Here is an 18,578-nt window from a genome sequence, read left to right as displayed (position 1 = left end):
TTTCTTCCCTAGACCACAAGAGTAATTTTATTTCTTGACGTCTTGAGAGCCCTGCACTGCCCACCGCTCGGGATCATCGGTCTGGCCGATCAACGCCAAACCGTAAGCGATCGACTCGAACTGGTCGGCCGAAGTCAGCCGCTCCTCTCCGAAACGCTCCACGAAAAGGTTGCGAATGGCAGGCACGAAGGATGTGCCTCCTGTCAGGAAGACCTTGTCGATCTCTGTCGCCGAAACACCGGATTTCATCAGAGCTTCGTCGACCGTTCCGGCGATGCGCTTTACATCATCTGCAATCCAGCTTTCGAAATCCGCCCGCTTGATACGGGCCTTGATATCCACGCCCTCACCCTGGAACCGGAACTCCGTTTCGTCCTGGCTCGACAGGGCCACTTTAGTGGAGGATACCGCGCGATAAAGCTCAAAGCCCAGATCGTATTCGATGATGTCGATGAATTTCTCCAAGGGCTCCGGCTCGAGAGCCACCTTGGCAAGTTCGCGCAGCTCCTTCAGGTCGCCGCTTCCTTTCATCATCGCAAGCTGGTTCCAGCGCGCAAAGTTGGCGTAATAATGATTTGGAATCGACAGGGTCTTGCCCATGGAGCGGTAAAATCCGCCTTTGCCGAGCTGCGGCGAGACAACGTGATCGACGATGCGGTAGTCGAACGCGTCTCCGGCAATGCCGATACCTGAATGTCCCAGGGGCTCGGCACGGAGAACTCCGCTCTCTCGAGAGAAGCGCATGACGGAAAAGTCGCTGGTGCCTCCGCCGAAATCCGCCACCAGAACCGTGGAATCACGGTTGAGCTGGCGCGCATAGAAGAAGGCCGCGCCAACGGGCTCGTACACATAGCGGGCATGGTCGGCGCCGAGCTTTCCAAACGCGGCGCGATAGCGCTGCATGGCCAGATCGTCATCAGGATTGTATCCCGCGAACTGAACGGGCCTTCCGATCACCACATTGGGAACGCCCCAGTTAAGCTGCTCTCCGCCGTGGCGCACGAGAGTGCGCAGGAAAGCGCTCAGAAGATCCTCAAAACGATAGCGATCGCGGAAGATGCGGGTTTCCTGGAACGTCGCGCTTGCGGCAAAGGTCTTAAAGGACTGGATGAAACGATGGGGAGAAAGGCCCTCCAGGAACTGCTCAATGGCCCAGGGGCCGCCTTCGACCTGTGTGCGCAAGCCATTGCCGTGGCGCTCGTCCCAGAAGCAGAGGGCGGTCACGAAGACCTTCAGGTTTTCCCCGCCATGGTCGAAAGTCAGGGCTTTCACGTTGCCATGCGAATCGGCGACCGCCACCACCGTGTTGCTGGTTCCGAAGTCGATGCCGATGGAAAGATCGTGGGAAACTGACATGGCGGGCCCGGAAAAGAGCGGTTGGAGGGCCGGACGGTCTATACGCCCAAACCCCGGCAGCCAAGAAGTTTTTCGAGGATTCGCCCTGGCTCCTGCCCATGCGGCAGTGCGACCCCGGGGCTGGGGATAGGCCGTTGACCCGGGGGGCTCGCACCCCGTAGAAGCCGCACCTTGTCTTAATGTCGGAGAGGTCCATGCTATCCATCGGTCAGCGCATAGCGAGCGAACTGAATGTGCAGGAATGGCAGGTCAAGGCAGCTGTCGACCTGCTCGATGGCGGCGCGACCGTGCCCTTCATCGCGCGCTACCGCAAGGAAGTCACAGGAACCCTGGACGATGCGCAACTGCGCACCCTGGAAGAGCGCTTGCGCTACCTGCGGGAGCTTGAGGACCGCCGCAAGACGATCCTCGACAGCATCCGTGAGCAGGGCAAGCTCAGCGACGAACTCGCGCTCCAGATCAGCACGGCCGATACCAAGGCGCGGCTCGAAGACCTGTACCTGCCCTACAAGCCCAAGCGCCGCACCAAGGCGCAGATCGCCAAGGAAGCAGGCCTCGAACCGCTCGCCGACCTCATCCTCGCCGAGCCGCAGCGCGATCCGAAGGTGGAAGCCGTCGCTTTCGTGAACGCCGAGAAGGAAGTCGCGACACCAGAAGCAGCACTTGAAGGTGCGCGTGCGATTCTCGTGGAGCGCTTTGCGGAGAACGCGGAACTGCTCGGCGCCCTGCGCGAGATCTATTGGGAGCGCGGTAGCCTCACCTCGAAGGTGCGCGACGGCAAGCAGACCGATGGCGCAAAGTTTGCCGATTACTTCGATTTCGCAGAACCCCTCACCAAGCTTCCTTCTCACCGCATTCTTGCGCTTTTCCGCGGCGAGAAGGAGGAGATTCTCGATCTGAGGATGGAAGAGGACAAGGATGCGGCAGAGCCCGGTTATGTGAGCCGCTATGAAGGCCGCACCGCGCTTGCCTTCAACATCACCGACAAAGGCCGTCCCGGCGACAAGTGGCTTCTCGATACGGTGCGTTGGGCATGGCGCACGAAATTGCGCTTCTCTATCGAGCTCGACATGAAGATGAAGCTCTGGCAGCTCGCTGAGGACGAAGGCGTGAAGGTGTTCGCCGGCAACCTGCGCGATCTTCTGCTCGCGGCCCCTGCAGGCACGCGCCCGACGCTGGGTCTCGATCCGGGTTATCGCACAGGCGTGAAGGTGGCCGTGGTGGATGCCACCGGCAAGGTGGTTGCAACTGACACCATCTATCCGCACGAGCCGAAGCGGCAATGGGACGAGTCCATCGCAACGCTTGCCCGCCTGTGTCGCGTGCACAAGGTGGAACTCATCGCCATCGGCAACGGCACCGCCTCGCGCGAGACCGATAAGCTCGCAGGCGAGCTGGTAACGAAATATCCAGACTTGAAGCTCACCAAGATCATGGTGTCGGAAGCCGGGGCATCCGTTTACTCCGCGTCGGCCTATGCAAGCCAGGAACTGCCTGAGCTCGATGTGTCCCTTCGCGGCGCGGTTTCCATTGCACGACGTCTGCAAGACCCGCTGGCGGAGCTCGTGAAGATCGATCCGAAATCCATCGGGGTCGGCCAGTATCAGCACGATCTGGCCGAGCATAAGCTCTCCCGCTCCCTCGATGCTGTCGTGGAAGATTGCGTGAACGCCGTCGGCGTCGATCTCAACACTGCCTCTGCACCGCTCCTGTCGCGCGTATCGGGCCTAGGCGAATGGGTCGCGAAGAACATCGTCGAGCACCGCAATGCCAAAGGCCCGTTTAAGACCCGTAAAGCCCTCAGCGACGTGCCGGGTCTTGGACCCAAAACCTTCGAGCAGGCTGCAGGCTTCCTGCGCATTCCGAATGGGGACGATCCGCTCGATGCGTCAGGAGTGCACCCGGAAGCCTATCCCGTCGTGCGCCGCATTCTCGAGGCGACGAAAAGCGACATCAAAGTTCTCATCGGCAATGGCGGAGTGCTGAAGAAGCTCAGCCCGCAGAGCTTCACTGATGAGAAATTCGGCGTTCCGACCGTGAAGGACATCCTGTCTGAGCTCGAGAAGCCGGGCCGCGACCCTCGCCCCGAGTTCAAGACCGCAACCTTCATGGAAGGCGTCGAGAAGATCAGCGATCTCCGACCCGGCATGATGCTGGAAGGTGTGGTGACGAACGTGGCTGCCTTCGGGGCTTTCGTCGATATCGGCGTGCACCAGGATGGCTTGGTGCATATCTCCGCGTTGTCGGAAACCTTCGTGAAGGATCCGCGCGATGTGGTGAAACCCGGCGACATCGTGAAGGTGAAGGTGCTCGAGGTCGATATTCCCCGCAAGCGCATCTCGCTCACCATGCGCATGAGCGATCCTGCCGAGAAGCGTCAGGCGGGCCGCTCTGACGACAATCGGGGCGCATTCCAGAAGCACCGTTCACAGAACGAGAAGAAATCTTCCGCGCCCGCAGCTTCGAATGCGTCCGGCGGCGCCTTGGCGGATGCCCTGCGCCGGGCGGGGCTGCAGAAAGACAAGAACGCACGCCGCTGACACGGCAGCGCTGTCGACAAACAAGCATTCAAGCTCGCGGGAGAAACTCTCCCGCGAGCTTTTCGTTGGCGCGATAGTAATCGACGGTTTCTGCCTCGGGGAGCGGGAAACTTACCGTGCAGACGAGCCCGGTTGGCCGATAGTCGAGATCGACTGTCCCCCCGAGCTCGCGGGTCAGTCCACGTTCGATCAGCCGTGAACCGAAGCCTTTATGAGTGGGAGATTCCGTCGGCGGGCCACCGGTCTCCGTCCACTTGAGGACAAGACGAGGACCATCCTCCAGGCGGATCAAAGTCCATTCGATGAGAACCTCGCCGCTTTCCGTCGAGAAGCCCCCATACTTCGCCGCGTTGGTTGAGAGTTCATGGAGAGCCATGGCCAGCGGCAGGGCAATCCGCGGCGGAAGCTGCAATGGCTCACCGACGACCCTGAAACGCTCGGCATTGTCCCTTGCGTAGGGAGCCATAGCCTCTTGAACGATGTCCTGAAGATTAGCGCCTTCCCAATTCTCCCGCGTGAGGACATCATGCGTCTTGGAAAGAGCGAACAGGCGCGCCTCGAAAGCCGCGCGCCCGATATTAGGGTCACCGATCCGGAAGCTGTGAGCTGCTACGGACTGCACCGTCGCCAACGTATTCTTGACGCGGTGATTGAGCTCGTTGATCAGCAGGCGTTGACGCGCATCGGACCGGGCTCTTTCGACGGCAGACCATGTGCGCTCGGCAACATCTCGGCAAAGCTCGATTTCGCTCTGGGACCAAAGCCGCTTGGTGACATTGTGCAGATAAAGGGTCGCCCGCAACTTGCCTTCCTTGACGAGCGAGACCGTAATGTTGCCAATGGTCTGGAGGGCGACGAAAACATCGACATTGTCAGCAACACGAGGATCAGACAGCGCATCGTCGATGACGATCATTCGCCCAGCCCGCATTTCCTCGCAGACGAACGAGCCGAAAGGCGTGAGGGGATGACGCCCCGCCATGTAGGGCATTCCTTCCGCCCGCCAATCGACCAGCGTGGTCAGCATCATGGTGGCATGGTCGATCTCGCCATAGCCGACACGCGTCACGCCCAGATGTTTGCCGAGAGCCTCCGCCACGGTCATCAGGATGTCGTCAGGGCGAACGAGTTCTCTGATCTGGTCGCTGAGATTGAGAAGAAAGCTCTCGCGAACCTCGTTTTCCTTGCTGGGAGTGATATCGAGATTGACGATCACCGTCCGCAATGGCTTGTCCATTTTGCCCGCGAGAGACTGGCCGCGCATTTGCAGCCAACGCACCGAGCCGTCACTCCTGATGATCCGATATTCGGACGTCAAAGGCTCCAGCGTGCGCGGCAATTGCTTGACCTGCCACTCCATCCGCTCCCGATCGTCAGGATGCAGGATTCCAATCCAAGCTTTGAAGGGATTGTCCTGGCTCTCATCGCGATCGAGCCCGGTGAGCCGAAACATCTGCGGCGACCACGTGATCTTGCCGGTCGAATGGTCCCAGTCCCAGATGCCGAGGCCCGCAACATCCTGGGCGATCTGGAGCCGCTCTTCCCCCTCCCGAAGCATCTTCAGGACATTCTCACGCTCCATCTCGCGCAGACTGAGCTTGCCGGCCATGTCGTTGAAGGCGACGCTCAAATGCCCGAGCGGCGTCTTTGTATTTCCGATCTCAACCCTGGCCTGCAGATCTCCATGCCGCCACTGGTCCACGGCTTGGTAAAACGACTTGAGAGGGCGGCGAACGGAGGCCCGCCCCGCCAGCCATGCCGCTCCGGCCGTGAGACCAAACGCAATCAAGGCTGCGAATGCTCGCCAATCCAGTATTGGCAGATCAGCCATTCCGTGAACCTGTCATATCCTTGAAGCCCATGATGGCCGTTGAAGCATTGTGCTTGAGCGTCTCACCTGAGTGTTTCGCTTGCGCATACGACCAAGGGCAAGATGCCCTGCAAACATCAAGCCCACCGCTGACGCCAGCCTTGAATGGCCCATGCTGTTGGAACGCATTGTGGCACCAACTGGTAAACGGAACTTCATTACGACGCCCCATCATGCCGCAACCCTTAGCCGAGAGAGGGCGAAGGCAGACACGTCAATCCTGCATTGACCGTCGAGCACCCATTGGGCAGCCACTTCGCCGATGGCGGCCGAGTGCTTGAAGCCGTGCCCAGAACAAGGAGACACCACAAGAATCCGATCACTCTCGGGGTGACGGTCGATCAAAAAGTTCGAGTCGGGGGTTACCGTATAAAGGCAGGTCACGGCACGCAGGGCACGAGCCCGAAGTCCCTGGACTCGCCCCGAGAGATGTTCCTCCCGCATGGCATCGGATTCGGCAGGAGTGACAGTTCGCTCGATCTCATCGGGATCGACGAATGCATCATACTGCTCTCCCGCAGTCTTGATGGCCTTGCTGCCGCTCAAGGAGGGAAAGCCGTAGAAGAAATCGTTGGGGCTCGGCCCATGCGACCAGATGAACACGGGGCTGTTCGCCCAATGCTGCCTGAAATCCGGATCGACTTCGAACCAATGCATCACCTGGCGGCTCGGGGACAGAAGCTTCTTGAACGGCTCTCCCAGCAGGGAAAGAGCCCAGGCTCCAGCAGAGACGATGACCTGACCAGCCGAAAGCTCGCCTCGATCCGTGACGATCCGAACGCCATCGCCGGTCTGGGCGACGGAGATCACCTGCGTTCCGAGTTCGGTGACGGCCCCGAGGGCACGGGCCTGTTCGAGCTGGACCCCGACGCAGCGCTCCGGATTGAGATACCCGCCGCCCGGTTCGAAATAGCCGATCTCGTCTTCGCGCGGCGTGAATTGCGGATAGCGACGATGGATCTCCGCAGCGTCCAGCATTTCGTGCGGGATATCGTAGGCTAGGGCTGCTTTTCGTGTCCGCTCCAGAAAGGCGTTGCGAATGACGCCGGTCGAGACGGGGCTTGCCGCCTCTACGATCAAGCAGCCGTTCTGCGTCAGAAGCCGCTCACCGGTCTCAGCCTCAAGCTCTTTCCATATCTCGTTGGAGCGCAGTGCAAGCGGAACATAGAACGCGCCCTCGCCGATCGCCTGCCGCGTGATCCGCGTCTCGCCATGGGTCGAACCCTGGTCGTGGGGGGGCCGGAAACGGTCGATTCCAACAGCCTTCGCTCCTCGCTTTGCCAGCTGATAAAGCGCAGCCGACCCCATGGCACCGAGCCCGATTACGGCAACATCGCAAGTTTGGGAAAGGTTCATGCTCGATATTCCATAACTTTTTTCTATTCCAAACAGAATCTTAGCTCTACCGCAAGGGCACCACTCCAAAGCGCCGGGACGTACCTGCGCCTTGCCTTGTGTTGCAAAAGGATCTGCTTTAGAACCGGCTTGTCTCACGGGGAGCCTCATTCGAGGCTGAGAGGTGGCTAGGCTGCCGACCCGTCGAACCTGATCCGGGTCATGCCGGCGGAGGGAATGAGCATGCGATATCGCAGAGAAAGCTGCGCCCCGTGCGAATTATGCCGCCAACCCGGCTTGCATCATGCATGGGAGCAACCTTGATGTTACGCCGATCCCTTATCATCCTCGCCTCGATCTTCCTGGCGAATGCTGCATATGCACAGGGCAAACCTGTGCTCACGGTCTACACTTACGGCTCATTCGCCGGGAAATACGGTCCTGGGAAAACCGTCGAGGAGCGCTTCGAAGCAACCTGTGGATGCGACCTCAACTGGGTCACCGCAGAAGATGCAGGAAGTCTCGTCGGGCGCCTTCGTCTCGAAGGCGCCGACACGAAGGCCGACGTGGTCGTGGGCCTCGACATGAACCTCGCGGCGGAAGCCAAGGCGCTCAACACTTTTGCGCCTCATGGCGTAGATGTGAAGGACCTGTCGCTTCCGATCGCCTGGAACGACGACACCTTCATCCCGTTCGACTGGGGTTATTACGCTTTCGTATACGACGCCAATAAGCTCCCCAACCCGCCAAAGAGCCTGAAGGAGCTCGTCGAAAATCCCAATGGCCCGAAGGTGGTGCTGCAGGATCCGCGCACCAGCGCGCCTGGTCTCGGCCTCCTGTTGTGGATGCAGCAGGTCTATGGGGAAAAGGCTGGCGAAGCCTGGACGCAGCTGAAGCCGCGTGTGGTGACCTTCACCAAGGGATGGTCGGAAGCTTATGGCCTGTTCATGAAGGGGGAGGCCGACATGGTGATGTCCTATACCACATCTCCAGCTTATCACATCTCCGCGGAGAAGAAGAACAACTATAAGGCAGCCGCTTTCTCGGAAGGACACTACCTGCACGTTGAGCTCGCCGGCATGACGCGCGCCACGAAGCAGCCTGAACTGGCAAAGAAGTTCATGGCCTTCGTACTCAGCGAGCCCTTCCAGTCGGCGATGCCTGAAGGCAACTGGATGATGCCTGCCAAGGTACCTGCATCGGGGCTGCCTGCCTCGTTCAAGGATCTGGTGCAGCCGCAGAAGGCTTTGCTCTTCACGCCGGAGGAAGTCCAGCAGAACCGTCGGGCCTTCACCGATACCTGGCTCAACGCCGCAGCGCGTTGAAGCAATTGCGATGACGATGAAGCTGCCCCATCCCGGAAGCCTCGTGGCCTTTGTCATCGTGGCTCTGGTTGCGGGTGGCTTCATCGCACTTGCAACGGTCAGTGGAGAGGGGCCGACTTCTCTCTCCATCGGCCCCTATCTCCGGCGGGTGCTGGCCTTCTCGATCATCCAGGCGGCGCTCTCCACCCTTCTGTCCCTCTCGCTCGGAGCCGCGCTGGCTCTTGCTCTCGCACGCCGCCGCTTTCCAGGGCGCGACCTGGTGCTAGCGCTTCTTGGCACCACGATGGTGATCCCCACGATCGTGGCAGTCTTCGCGGTCTTTGCCGTGTATGGGCGCAGTGGATGGTTCACCCAGGCGCTCTCCTTTCTCGGATGGACGGACAGTTTCAGCATCTTCGGCTATCCGGGCATCCTGATCGCCCATGTGTTTCTCAACGCGCCGTTCGTAGCGCGCATCCTTCTCGATTCCTTGAGCCTCGTTCCGGCTGAGCAATGGCGCCTTGCATCGGCCCTAGACTTCAAGCCCTCCCATATCTTCCGCCATCTCGACTGGCCTGTGCTGAGCGCGGAATTACCGGGGCTTGCTGGGCTGGTCTTCCTCTTATGTTTCAAAAGTTTTGCCATCGTGCTGGCCCTCGGCGGAGGTCCCAGCCGCTCCACCCTTGAGGTCGCCATCTATGAGGCGCTGAAGATCGACCTCGATTTCGGGCGCGCGGCCTGGCTTTCGCTGATCCAGCTCGCGATCTGTCTCACGCTGACGGGCCTTCTCAACTGGACTTTGACGCGGCCGCCGACGGCTCACACCATACGCGGCTTGATCAAGCGTCCCGATGCACGAAACGGAAGTCTCAGAATTCTCGATGCCGTCGTTCTGGCGGCAGGGTCTCTCTTCATCGCGCCTCTGGCGCTCAGCATGTTGAGTGGGCTGGCCTATATATCGGACATCGTCGATGCCGACCTGCTGCGCGCTTTCATGACGAGCGTGACGATTGCAATCATTGCAGCAACCATCGCCTGCATTTCTGCGCTTGCCCTTGCTTCTTCAGCCCGCCGATGGCGGGTCGCCTTGCGCTCACCCCGCATTGCCGCCTTTTACGATTTCCTCCCCAACACTCTGCTGGCCGTGCCTCCCTTTGCACTGACGGCAGGATTATTCCTGATCGTGAGGCGCTTCACCGACCCTTCAGCAGCGGGCCTTATCCTTCTGCCGCTCGTCAACGGACTTGCCGCACTTCCTTTCGTCTATCGTTCGCTCGCACCTCGCCTCCTGACGGCCGAGGAGCGTTATGGCCGCGTTGCAGCGTCTCTCGGCATCGCAGGCATGAACAAGCTCGCCATCATGGATTGGCCGCTGATCAAGCGTCCTTTCGGTGCGGCCTTTGCTTTGGCCATGGCTCTCTCCTTCGGCGATTTCGGCATCATTGCCCTGTTCGGCGGACAGGAACTCGTCACCCTGCCCTATCTTCTCTTCGAGCGGCTTGGCGCATACCGGCTCGATGAAGCCTCGGCCATCGGCCTTCTCATCGTGATCGTCGCCTTTCTCCTCGCTCATGCCTCAGGTCGCTTATCCCATGCTGGTGATTGAAAACTGCCGCCTCACATGGCCGGACTTCTCGGCCGATTACTCCATGAGGGTCGATAAGGGCGATCTCTGTGCCGTCATTGGCCCATCTGGCGGTGGGAAGACTACGTTGCTGCACATGATTGCAGGATTCGAGACGCCCGAAAGCGGCACGCTCACGTTCGAAGGGCAGAACCTACTGCCTCTTGAGCCTGCCAAACGCCCTGTCGCCATTGTCTTTCAGGACCACAATCTCTTCCCGCATCTCACGGCAGCGCAGAATGTAGCCCTAGGCCTTCGCCCATCACTACGCCTGACCGACGAAGAACGCGTCCTCATCGATGACATGTTGGACGCTGTCGGCTTGAAAGGCTTCGACACACGCAAGCCGGGAGAGATGTCGGGCGGGCAGCGCCAGCGCGTGGCACTGGCGCGCGCGCTCGTCTCGGGCCGCCCCTTGATCCTTCTCGATGAGCCCTTCAGCAGCCTCGACCCTGGCCTGCGACGCGACATGATCCAGCTTGTGGGCGAGTTGCGCAGGAAGCGTCCGGTTACAATCCTCATGACGATCCATACCCCCGAGGATGTCGCCGACCTTGCGGATCAGATGGTGTTTGTCGCGGATGGAAAGGTCGTCGCGTCGGATGTGCCTTCTGCCATCCTTGGAGGCCCCCTTGGAGCAAAGATCGCCGCCGCGGTTTCCAACACCTGAGGCCGCCTCTAAGCTTTAAGGCTTAAGTGACTTCATACTGGTATTGCTTGACCTCCGTTAACCTCCGGCCGGACCGCAGCTTTTTAGGGCTGCGCTTCAGCCATGAGCAACCTCAGCAGGCAACTTGGGCGTTAGGGGCCTGGGTATGGTTCTCTCGCTCCCCTTCCCCAACTGGATATTAAGTGGCATTATACCGGTCTGGTCGTCTTCTTCGTGAGAACCCCTGATCCCATGAACCAATCCCTTTTTATCGGCATCGACGGCGGCGGCACGAAATGCCGTGCCCGGCTGCGCGATGACCGAGGGACGCTGTTGGGAGAGGGCTCCGGCGGCCCGTCGAACATTCGTCTCGATCCCGATCTGGTCTGGAACTCCATTCTCACTGCCTGCCGGGAAGCTCTCAGCCAGGCAGGCCTCCAGGAAAGCGACCTCAAAAGCGTTCATGCCGGCATGGGGGCTGCAGGCGCCGGACAGGCGAGCGCGGTCGAGCGGCTCTTGTCCCGCCCGCATCCCTTCGCTTCTTTCGCCATCGACACGGACGCTCACACCGCCTGGCTCGGCGCCTTCAATGGTGGCGACGGGGCCATCCTGATCCTGGGCACGGGCTCCTGCGGCTATGGCGGCACGGGCGGTCAATGCCGTTATGTCGGCGGTTGGGGCTTTGAAATTTCAGATGAAGGCAGCGGAGCCGCCCTCGGGCGCGAGCTTCTGCGCCGCTGCGTCTGGGCGTATGACGGTCGCATTGCTTACACTCCGCTCTCCGATGTGGTGCTGGCTGAGTTCAAGAACGATCTCGAAGTGCTTGTCGACTGGGTCGGCACGGCGCGCCCCGGCGACTATGCCCGCTATGCGCCGTTGGTGTTCGATCATGCGAACCGCCGTGACCCGCTGGCCATCGCCCTGATCGAAGATTCAGCTAGGGGTGCCACGCGCATTGCCGAGCGTCTTCTGGAACTCGGCGCGCCCTCCTTGTGCCTCTTCGGCGGCTTGGCGGAACCTCTGCTTCCATGGATGCCGCCGGCGATTCAACAGGCGGTCGTACCGCCTCAGGCCGATGCCTTGGACGGAGCCATTCTTCTGGCACGAAACGCTGCGGCGCGGAGGCAGTCATGAACGAACATGCCGCAGCAGCCCTCACCCTTCCGCTGGACGAGGACAATCCGACGCCGCTTTACCTCCAGCTTCAGCAATCCATCGAGGATGCCGTCCGCAAAGGCTCGCTGAAGGCCGATGACGCGCTTCCGGGCGAGAGGGATCTTGCCAAGCAGCTCGGCATTTCGCGCGTCACAGTGCGCAAGGCGATTACAGGTCTCGTCAAGAAAGGCGTCCTCGTTCAACGTTGGGGATCGGGTACATTCATCGCGCCGCAGATGCGCGTGGAGCAGCCGCTCTCACGCCTGTCGAGCTTCACCGACGACATGTCGGCCCGCGGTCTACAATCGTCCGCCGTTCTCCTGAGCCGCTCAAGCGGCCAGGCGTCGACCGATGAGTTGATGGCGCTGGGCCTGTCTCCCGGCGAGACCGTAAGCCGCGTCAATCGCCTGCGTATGGCGAACGACATTCCCATGGCCATCGAGCACGCGGTTCTTCCCTCGCGCTTCCTGCCTGACCCAAGCCTTGTGAAACAATCGCTCTATGCGGCGCTGCACGAGCAGGGCTGCATGCCGACTCGCGCCCTGCAGAGGCTGCATGCGGTGCTGCTGAATGAGGAACAGGCTTCCCTGCTCAACGTTCAGCCTCAAAGCCCTGCCCTCTACATCGAGCGTCGCTCGTTCACGGCAACGGGCGAGGTCGTCGAGTTCACCTCGTCCTATTACAGGGGCGATGCCTATGACTTCGTGGCTGAGCTGACCATTAGCCAGCCCGATCGGATCCATCATGATGACGCCTGACAATTCTTCTTCCACCATGACCGCCATGCTGAGCGAGGCCCGCGAGGCACCGCAGGTCGTGGCGCGCCTGCTCGACAGCAATGCAGCCCTATGCCGCGATCTCGGCGAGCGCCTGCGCGCATCTCCGCCGCCTTTTGCGGTCACATGCGCACGCGGAAGCTCGGACAATGCCGCCACTTTCGTCAAATATCTGCTCGAGATTCATTCCGGTCTCGTGACGGCCTCCGTGGGCCCGTCCGTGACATCGGTGTATGAAGCCCGCCCGCGCATGCGCGATGCGCTCTTCCTCGCCGTGTCGCAATCGGGTCGCAGCCCGGACATTCTCAACCTCGCTCAGGCTGGGCGTGACGATGGCGCGCTGACGGTCGCGCTCGTCAACGACACCTCCTCGCCGCTGGCCTCCACCTGCGAGGTTGTGCTGCCGCTCCATGCGGGGCCTGAGAAGAGCGTTGCCGCAACGAAGTCCTTTATTGCTGCTCTTGCCGCAGGGTTCCAGCTTGTCGCTCATTGGTCCCAGGACAAGGAGCTTCTGGCTGCGCTCGACACCCTGCCGGAGGTTCTCGCCAAGGCTGCCGACATCGATTGGTCGGAGGCACTGCCTGAACTGTCCCAGGCGAACAACCTTTTCGTCGTGGGGCGCGGAGTCGGCTTTGCGGTTGCTCAGGAAGCGGCCCTCAAGCTGAAGGAAACCTCCGGCGTGCATGCGGAAGCCATGAGCGCCGCCGAGCTGATGCATGGCCCCTGGACGCTCGCGGGCGACCATTTTCCGATCCTGGTGATAAGCCAGCGGGATGAGACCTTGAGCGGCGTGAACGATCTCGTTACGAAGCTCAGGGAGCAGGACGTTCCCGTCGTGGTGGCGGGCGCAGCTGAGGGGCCTGCAACGGTGATGCTGCCGTCCGTCGACAACGTACATCCCTATCTTGCTCCGATCGCCATGATTCAGAGCTTCTACCCCCTCGTGAATGCCATTGCCCTGGCGCGCGGCCGCAATCCGGACAATCCTCCGCGCCTGCGCAAGGTGACGGAGACGGTTTGATGCCTCTTGCCCTCACAGGTGCGCGCATTTTCGACGGCACTCATATGCTCGAAGGCCGCGCGGTCGTCATTGAGAACGGGCGAATCGTCGCGCTTCCGCCGGAGCGAGATCTCGGCGCGGGTGTCAAGCGGCGTGCGGTGACGGGCCTGCTGACCTCCGGTTTCATCGATGTGCAGGTGAATGGCGGTGGTGGCGTCATGCTCAACGACGTCCGCACCGTGGAAGGCCTCAAGACCATCGCAGCAGCGCACCGCAAATACGGCACGACGGGCCTGCTGCCGACCTTCATCACCGATACGCGTGAGAAGATGGCGGAAGCTGTCGAGGCGATGCGCGCGGCTCTCGCTACCCGTGTTCCCGGGGTGCTCGGCATCCACGTGGAGGGTCCCTTCATCAATCCCGCGCGGAAAGGCGTGCACAACGCCGCCTTCATGCGTCCGATGGAGGAGGAGGATTTCGACATCCTTACCTCCTTGAAGGAAGGCCGGACGCTCGTGACACTTGCTCCCGAGAGCAACAGCATGGATCTCATCGCGCGGCTCGCAGCGGCAGGTGTTCTCATCTGCGCGGGCCACACGGCAAGCGACTACGCGACGGTGATGGAAGCCTTCCGCAATGGCCTTCGCGGCTTCACGCACCTCTACAACGCCATGCCGCCGCTTGCCGGGCGCGATCCCGGCCCAGTGGGTGCAGCCCTCGACAATCGCGATACCTGGTGCGGCATCATCGTCGATGGCCATCACGTGAGCGATCCTGCCCTTCGCCTTGCGATAGCGGCCAAGGGCACCGAGCGCATGATGCTGGTGACGGATGCCATGGCCGTGACAGGGACGGACATGAAGACGTTCGAGCTCCATGGCCGCACGATCTATCGCAAGGACGGCAGGCTCGCGACGGAGGACGGAACGCTCGCAGGATCGGACCTCGACATGGCGGCCGCGGTACGCAACAGCGTGGAGCGCCTTGGCCTTGCGCTTCCCGACGTGTTGCGCATGGCCTCTCTCGTCCCCGCCGCCTTCCTGAGACTCGATCACGAATATGGACGCATTGCGCCGGGCTATTGCGCCGATCTCGTTCTGCTCGATGAAGGCCTGCATGTGCAGGACACCTGGATCGGCGGAGAGGCGCTGTCTTAAGACGCTTTGCTTTTTTCGTAGAAGACGAAGCTGCGGCGGCGTCCGGCGAAGTCCCGCTCATAGGCTCGAGTGACGCGCCAGCCATGACGCTCGTAGAAGCGCCGCGCCCCCTCGTTGTCGTGGAAGCACTCGAGGCTCCTCGCTCCCCTCGACTCCGCCTCTTCAAGGAGCCGCGCGCCGCCGCCCTGCCCGCTTGCATCGGGGTCCATGAACAGCATGTCGATATGGCCATCCGTCATCAGCAGGAAGCCGGCAATCTCGCCTTGCCGCTCTGACACCAGCACCCGTTCCCAGCTTGAGGAGAACCGTTCCGCAAAGAAGGCAGGATCGCGCGTTGCAAGCACGTCCGGCTCCAGGATCGACGCGAAGCCTGCGCGATAGGACCTCGCCGCGACTTCCGACAAGGCTGGGATGTCTTCAAGCCGGGCTTCCCGAACGATCAAGACTGGCCTCTGAGGCGCGGATCGAGCGTATCGCGCAGGGCATCGCCAAGAAGATTGAAGCCGAAGGACAGGAAGAGGATCGCGAACCCGGCGAAGATCGCGCTCCAGGGCGAGAGCATGAGGAAGTTGCGGCCTTCCGAGAGCATCAGGCCCAGCGAAGGCGTTGGCGGCTGCGTGCCGAGGCCGAGGAAGGAGAGCGAAGCTTCCACCAGAATGGCGGCGGAGAGCAGAAGGCTCGTCTGCACGAGAATGACGGAAGCCAGGTTCGGCAGGATGTGCAGGAAGATGATGCGGGCATCGGACGCCCCGATGGCCTTGGCGCCTGCCACGAACTCGCTTTCGCAGAGAACGAGCGCCGGACCGCGCAAGAGCCTCGCGAAAATCGGCGTATAGACCACCGCAATGGCGGTCGCGGCGCTGAATGTGTGCGGGCCCAGAACGGCGATGATGCCGATGGCAAGCAGCATGACGGGAAAGGCAAAGAGCACATCCATGATGCGCATGACGATCCGGTCGAGCCAACCGCGATAATAGGCAGCCATCAGCCCTAACGTTCCACCGGCGAACAGCGCGATGCCGACTGCGAGGACGCAGGCGATAAGGGATGTGCGATAGCCGTAAAGGATGCGCGTGAGAACATCGCGCCCCAACTGGTCGGTGCCGAGCCAGTTGAGTTCGGTCGGTCCTCTCAAGCGGCGCGCAACGCTCTGTGCCATCGGGTCATAAGGCGCAAGCAGCGGAGCGCCGAAGGCAAGAATGAGCTGGATCGCCACCAGCAGCACAGCAAAGGTGAGGAGCTTGTTTTTGGCCAGGGATTTCACGGCTCAGGCCCTCACGCGCGGATCGACGAGCATGTAGAGGAAGTCGACCAGAAAGTTCACGATGACGAATCCTGCCGTCACCACCAGGATCGTCGCTTGAATCAATGGATAATTGCGCTCGGCAATGGCGCCGAGGATCAAGCGGCCCAGGCCCGGGATAGCGAAGACCTGCTCGACGACGATGGCGCCGCCCAGAAGGTAACCTGTCATGATGCCGACGCTCGTCAGAAACGGAATGAGCGCATTGCGCAGCGCGTGCTTGTAAACCACGCTCCGCTCCGGCAGGCCCTTTGCGCGGGCCGTGCGGACGTAATCCTGTCCCAGCGCATCGAGCATGGCGGAGCGCACGAGGCGCGAGAGATTGGCGAGGATCGGAAGCGCCAGCGCAATGGATGGCAGCAACATGCGCTGCAGATTGCCGATGGGATCATCTGAGAACGGCACATAGCCCAGCGAAGCAAAGCTCGGCGCCCATGAAGACAAAAGCAGGATCATGACGATCCCGAGCCAGAAGGACGGGATCGTAAGCCCTGCAATGGCCCCGATGCGCATGGCGACATCGGCAGCGCCTCCGCGCGTCTGGGCCATCAGGCATCCGACAGGAACCGCCAGAACGGCGCCGATGACGAGGGCGAGGAAGGTCAGCTCGAGAGTCGGCCAGAGATGAATGAGAATTTCCGTGGCGACCGGACGTCCCGTCCAGAGCGACGTTCCGAAATCGCCGCGCAAGCCCGAACCGGCCCAGAGAAGGTATTGCTCGATGATCGGTCGATCCAGACCGACGCGCCGGTTGAGCTCCGCCATCCGCTCGGGCGTGATCTCGGTATTGGCCCCCAGCATGATCGCGACCGCATCGCCGGGGATCAGACGGATCATCAGGAATACGATGACCGATACGCCGAAAAGCACGACGACGAGATCGACCAGACGCGCGAGCAGAACGCGATTCATGGAAAACCCAGCTCTCCCGAAAAAGAAAAGCACCGGCGCAGACGATCCGCGCCGGTGCAAGACACAAAGTTAGTAGGATGCGCCGCGCAGCATCATCAGCGAGCGATTCGGCATGACGTCATAACCCTTGAGCTTGTCGCTCATGGCCGAGAACAGGGTGCCATAGGCCAAGTGCGCGACCGGACCCGAGCAGGCCAGCTTCTTCTGCACCTGATCGTAAGCCTTCTTGCGCTCGGCCTGGTCCGTCAGGGTGCGCGCCTTGTCGAGCAGGCTGTCGATCTCCGCATCCGAGTACTTGAACACGTTGGTCGATCCGCCTGTGCGGAAGGTGCGGTAGAAGTACTCGTCCGGATCGGGCTGGCCTGCATTGATGGAGGCGAACATGTCGAAATTGCTGTTGCGCCAATCCTGGATGAACTGGCCTTGCTCCTGGTTGATGAGCTCAACCTTGAAGCCAGCCTTGTTCATTTGCTCCTGCACCACCTGCGCCACATCCTTGATGTCCTGGCGCGGCAGCACCTTCATGGAAACCGCAACCGGCGTCGTGATGCCCGCTTCCTTCAGAAGCGCCTGGGCCTTCGCAGGATCGTGCGCGTAGCAGCTGAATTCCTTCACATCGAGCGCCCAGGACTTGAGCGCAGGAGAGAGAGGACCGCCTGGAACGCCTGCACCGAAAAGAGCCGCGTCCACGATCTCCTGGCGATTGATGGCGTAATTCACGGCCTCACGCACCTTCGGGTTGTCGAAGGGCGGCTTCGATACGTTCAGGCCGATCAGCGTGTAGGCGAGATCCATGGTCTCGGCGAGCTTCACGTTCGGCTTGCCTTTGAGCTGAAGGGCGGTCGCCGCATCGATATTGGGCAAAAGCGCGTACTGGCCGTTGGTGAGGCCGACCTGACGGGTCGCCGATTCAGGGACGATGTTGAACTTGAGGCCGGAAAGCTTCGGAAGCCCCTTCTCCCAATAGGCATCGTTCTTCGAGAGAAGGATGTAGCCGTTGGGCTGCCATTCCTGGAACTTGAATGGGCCAGTGCCGACAGGCGTCTTCTGAAGCGCGTCCTTGTTCGTCTCCATGGAACGCGGCACGATGGCAATCGTCGAAAGCGAGCTGAGAAGCGCCGCAGATGGCTCTTTCAGCTTCAGCTCGACGGTCTGCGCGTCGACCGCGTTGGCGCTCTCGACCGCCGAGAGGCGGCTTGCGAGCGGCGAAGCAATGTCCTTGCTCAGGAGACGCTTCACGGAAGCCACCACGTCTGCCGCCTCCATGGGCGAGCCATCGTGGAATTTCACGCCCGAGCGCAGCTTGAAGGTATAGGACTTGCCGTCCTCCGACACGGTCCAGGATTCGGCAAGGCTCGGAACGGTCTTCAGATCCTTGTCGATGGCGGTCAGGCCCTCGTAGATATTGCCGTTCACCACCATGAAGCTCGGAAAAGCGGTGATGAGATGGGGATCGAGGCCGGTCGGGCTGAGATCCGCGCCGATTTCCAGAACCTGAGCCGAAGCGGCAGCCATCGCGGCTACCATGAAACCCGCGCTCAACGTACCGCGCAGTGCTGACCTGAACATGCGTCTTGTCCTCCCTTGGAAGCCGCCG

Annotated in this window: 15 protein-coding genes and 1 riboswitch; of the genes, 8 read left to right on the top strand and 7 right to left on the bottom strand. The window is 61.2% G+C overall.

Annotated elements, in window-relative coordinates; genetic code table 11:
- Window positions 1-27: 27 nt before the first annotated feature.
- Window positions 28-1,356 (bottom strand): Hsp70 family protein, encoded by a 1,329-nt coding sequence (locus tag BLP10_RS05505; protein WP_091131385.1) that lies wholly within the window; start codon window positions 1,354-1,356, stop codon window positions 28-30.
- Between the two features lie 194 nt (window positions 1,357-1,550).
- On the opposite strand from BLP10_RS05505, the gene BLP10_RS05500 reads away from it, so the two are divergent.
- Entirely contained in the window at window positions 1,551-3,896 is a 2,346-nt protein-coding gene (locus BLP10_RS05500) for a Tex family protein (RefSeq protein WP_091131381.1), read from the top strand.
- Window positions 3,897-3,924: 28 nt separating this feature from the next.
- Here BLP10_RS05500 and BLP10_RS05495 read toward each other — a convergent pair whose 3' ends face one another.
- Both BLP10_RS05495 and solA read right to left on the bottom strand, forming a co-directional pair.
- Window positions 3,925-5,727 carry an HWE histidine kinase domain-containing protein gene (locus BLP10_RS05495; protein ID WP_091131378.1) on the bottom strand — a complete coding sequence of 601 codons (1,803 nt, stop codon included), beginning with the start codon at window positions 5,725-5,727 and terminating at the stop codon, window positions 3,925-3,927.
- Between the two features lie 210 nt (window positions 5,728-5,937).
- A complete protein-coding gene (solA, locus tag BLP10_RS05490; protein ID WP_091131373.1) occupies window positions 5,938-7,122 on the bottom strand; it encodes an N-methyl-L-tryptophan oxidase in 1,185 nt (394 codons plus the stop codon).
- A gap of 127 nt (window positions 7,123-7,249) precedes the next feature.
- Window positions 7,250-7,356: riboswitch (TPP riboswitch) on the top strand.
- A 68-nt stretch (window positions 7,357-7,424) separates the two neighbouring features.
- On the opposite strand from solA, the gene thiB reads away from it, so the two are divergent.
- The 7 genes from thiB to nagA all read left to right on the top strand — a co-directional run bounded on the left by thiB (window position 7,425) and on the right by nagA (window position 14,766).
- Window positions 7,425-8,426 (top strand): thiamine ABC transporter substrate binding subunit, encoded by a 1,002-nt coding sequence (gene thiB, locus BLP10_RS05485; protein ID WP_091131370.1) that lies wholly within the window; start codon window positions 7,425-7,427, stop codon window positions 8,424-8,426.
- A 10-nt stretch (window positions 8,427-8,436) separates the two neighbouring features.
- Window positions 8,437-10,011: an ABC transporter permease family protein gene (locus BLP10_RS05480; RefSeq protein ID WP_091131366.1), complete on the top strand. Its 1,575-nt coding sequence runs from the start codon at window positions 8,437-8,439 to the stop codon at window positions 10,009-10,011.
- Window positions 9,998-10,699, top strand: a complete 702-nt coding sequence (locus BLP10_RS05475; protein WP_091131363.1) for a thiamine ABC transporter ATP-binding protein — start codon at window positions 9,998-10,000, stop codon at window positions 10,697-10,699. The genes BLP10_RS05480 and BLP10_RS05475 overlap by 14 nt, the downstream gene beginning before the upstream one ends.
- Window positions 10,700-10,930: 231 nt before the next feature.
- Window positions 10,931-11,812 carry a glucosamine kinase nucleotide-binding domain-containing protein gene (locus BLP10_RS05470; protein ID WP_091131360.1) on the top strand — a complete coding sequence of 294 codons (882 nt, stop codon included), beginning with the start codon at window positions 10,931-10,933 and terminating at the stop codon, window positions 11,810-11,812.
- Window positions 11,809-12,591, top strand: coding sequence for a GntR family transcriptional regulator (locus tag BLP10_RS05465; protein ID WP_091131357.1), 783 nt, complete (start codon window positions 11,809-11,811; stop codon window positions 12,589-12,591). Before BLP10_RS05470 ends, BLP10_RS05465 begins: the two co-directional genes overlap by 4 nt.
- The gene (locus tag BLP10_RS05460; RefSeq protein ID WP_091131353.1) at window positions 12,578-13,630 is read left to right on the top strand and encodes an SIS domain-containing protein; all 1,053 of its coding nucleotides are present in this window, start codon (window positions 12,578-12,580) and stop codon (window positions 13,628-13,630) included. Before BLP10_RS05465 ends, BLP10_RS05460 begins: the two co-directional genes overlap by 14 nt.
- A complete protein-coding gene (gene nagA / locus BLP10_RS05455; protein ID WP_091131349.1) occupies window positions 13,630-14,766 on the top strand; it encodes an N-acetylglucosamine-6-phosphate deacetylase in 1,137 nt (378 codons plus the stop codon). Before BLP10_RS05460 ends, nagA begins: the two co-directional genes overlap by 1 nt.
- On the opposite strand, the gene BLP10_RS05450 is transcribed toward nagA, so the two are convergent.
- The 4 genes from BLP10_RS05450 to BLP10_RS05435 form a co-directional block, all read right to left on the bottom strand.
- Window positions 14,763-15,209 carry a GNAT family N-acetyltransferase gene (locus BLP10_RS05450; RefSeq protein WP_175493788.1) on the bottom strand — a complete coding sequence of 149 codons (447 nt, stop codon included), beginning with the start codon at window positions 15,207-15,209 and terminating at the stop codon, window positions 14,763-14,765. The genes nagA and BLP10_RS05450 overlap by 4 nt on opposite strands.
- Window positions 15,206-16,030 (bottom strand): ABC transporter permease, encoded by an 825-nt coding sequence (locus BLP10_RS05445; RefSeq protein ID WP_091131345.1) that lies wholly within the window; start codon window positions 16,028-16,030, stop codon window positions 15,206-15,208. Before BLP10_RS05445 ends, BLP10_RS05450 begins: the two co-directional genes overlap by 4 nt.
- 3 nt (window positions 16,031-16,033) lie before the next feature.
- Window positions 16,034-16,981: an ABC transporter permease gene (locus BLP10_RS05440; protein WP_091131341.1), complete on the bottom strand. Its 948-nt coding sequence runs from the start codon at window positions 16,979-16,981 to the stop codon at window positions 16,034-16,036.
- A 69-nt stretch (window positions 16,982-17,050) separates the two neighbouring features.
- Window positions 17,051-18,550, bottom strand: coding sequence for an ABC transporter substrate-binding protein (locus BLP10_RS05435; protein WP_091131338.1), 1,500 nt, complete (start codon window positions 18,548-18,550; stop codon window positions 17,051-17,053).
- Between the last annotated feature and the right edge of the window lie 28 nt (window positions 18,551-18,578).

It is taken from the genome of Microvirga guangxiensis (assembly GCF_900102135.1).
GTDB lineage: Bacteria > Pseudomonadota > Alphaproteobacteria > Rhizobiales > Beijerinckiaceae > Microvirga > Microvirga guangxiensis.
The sequence above is the reverse complement of the archived record's forward strand: the minus strand, read 5'-3'. Positions and strand labels throughout refer to the sequence as shown.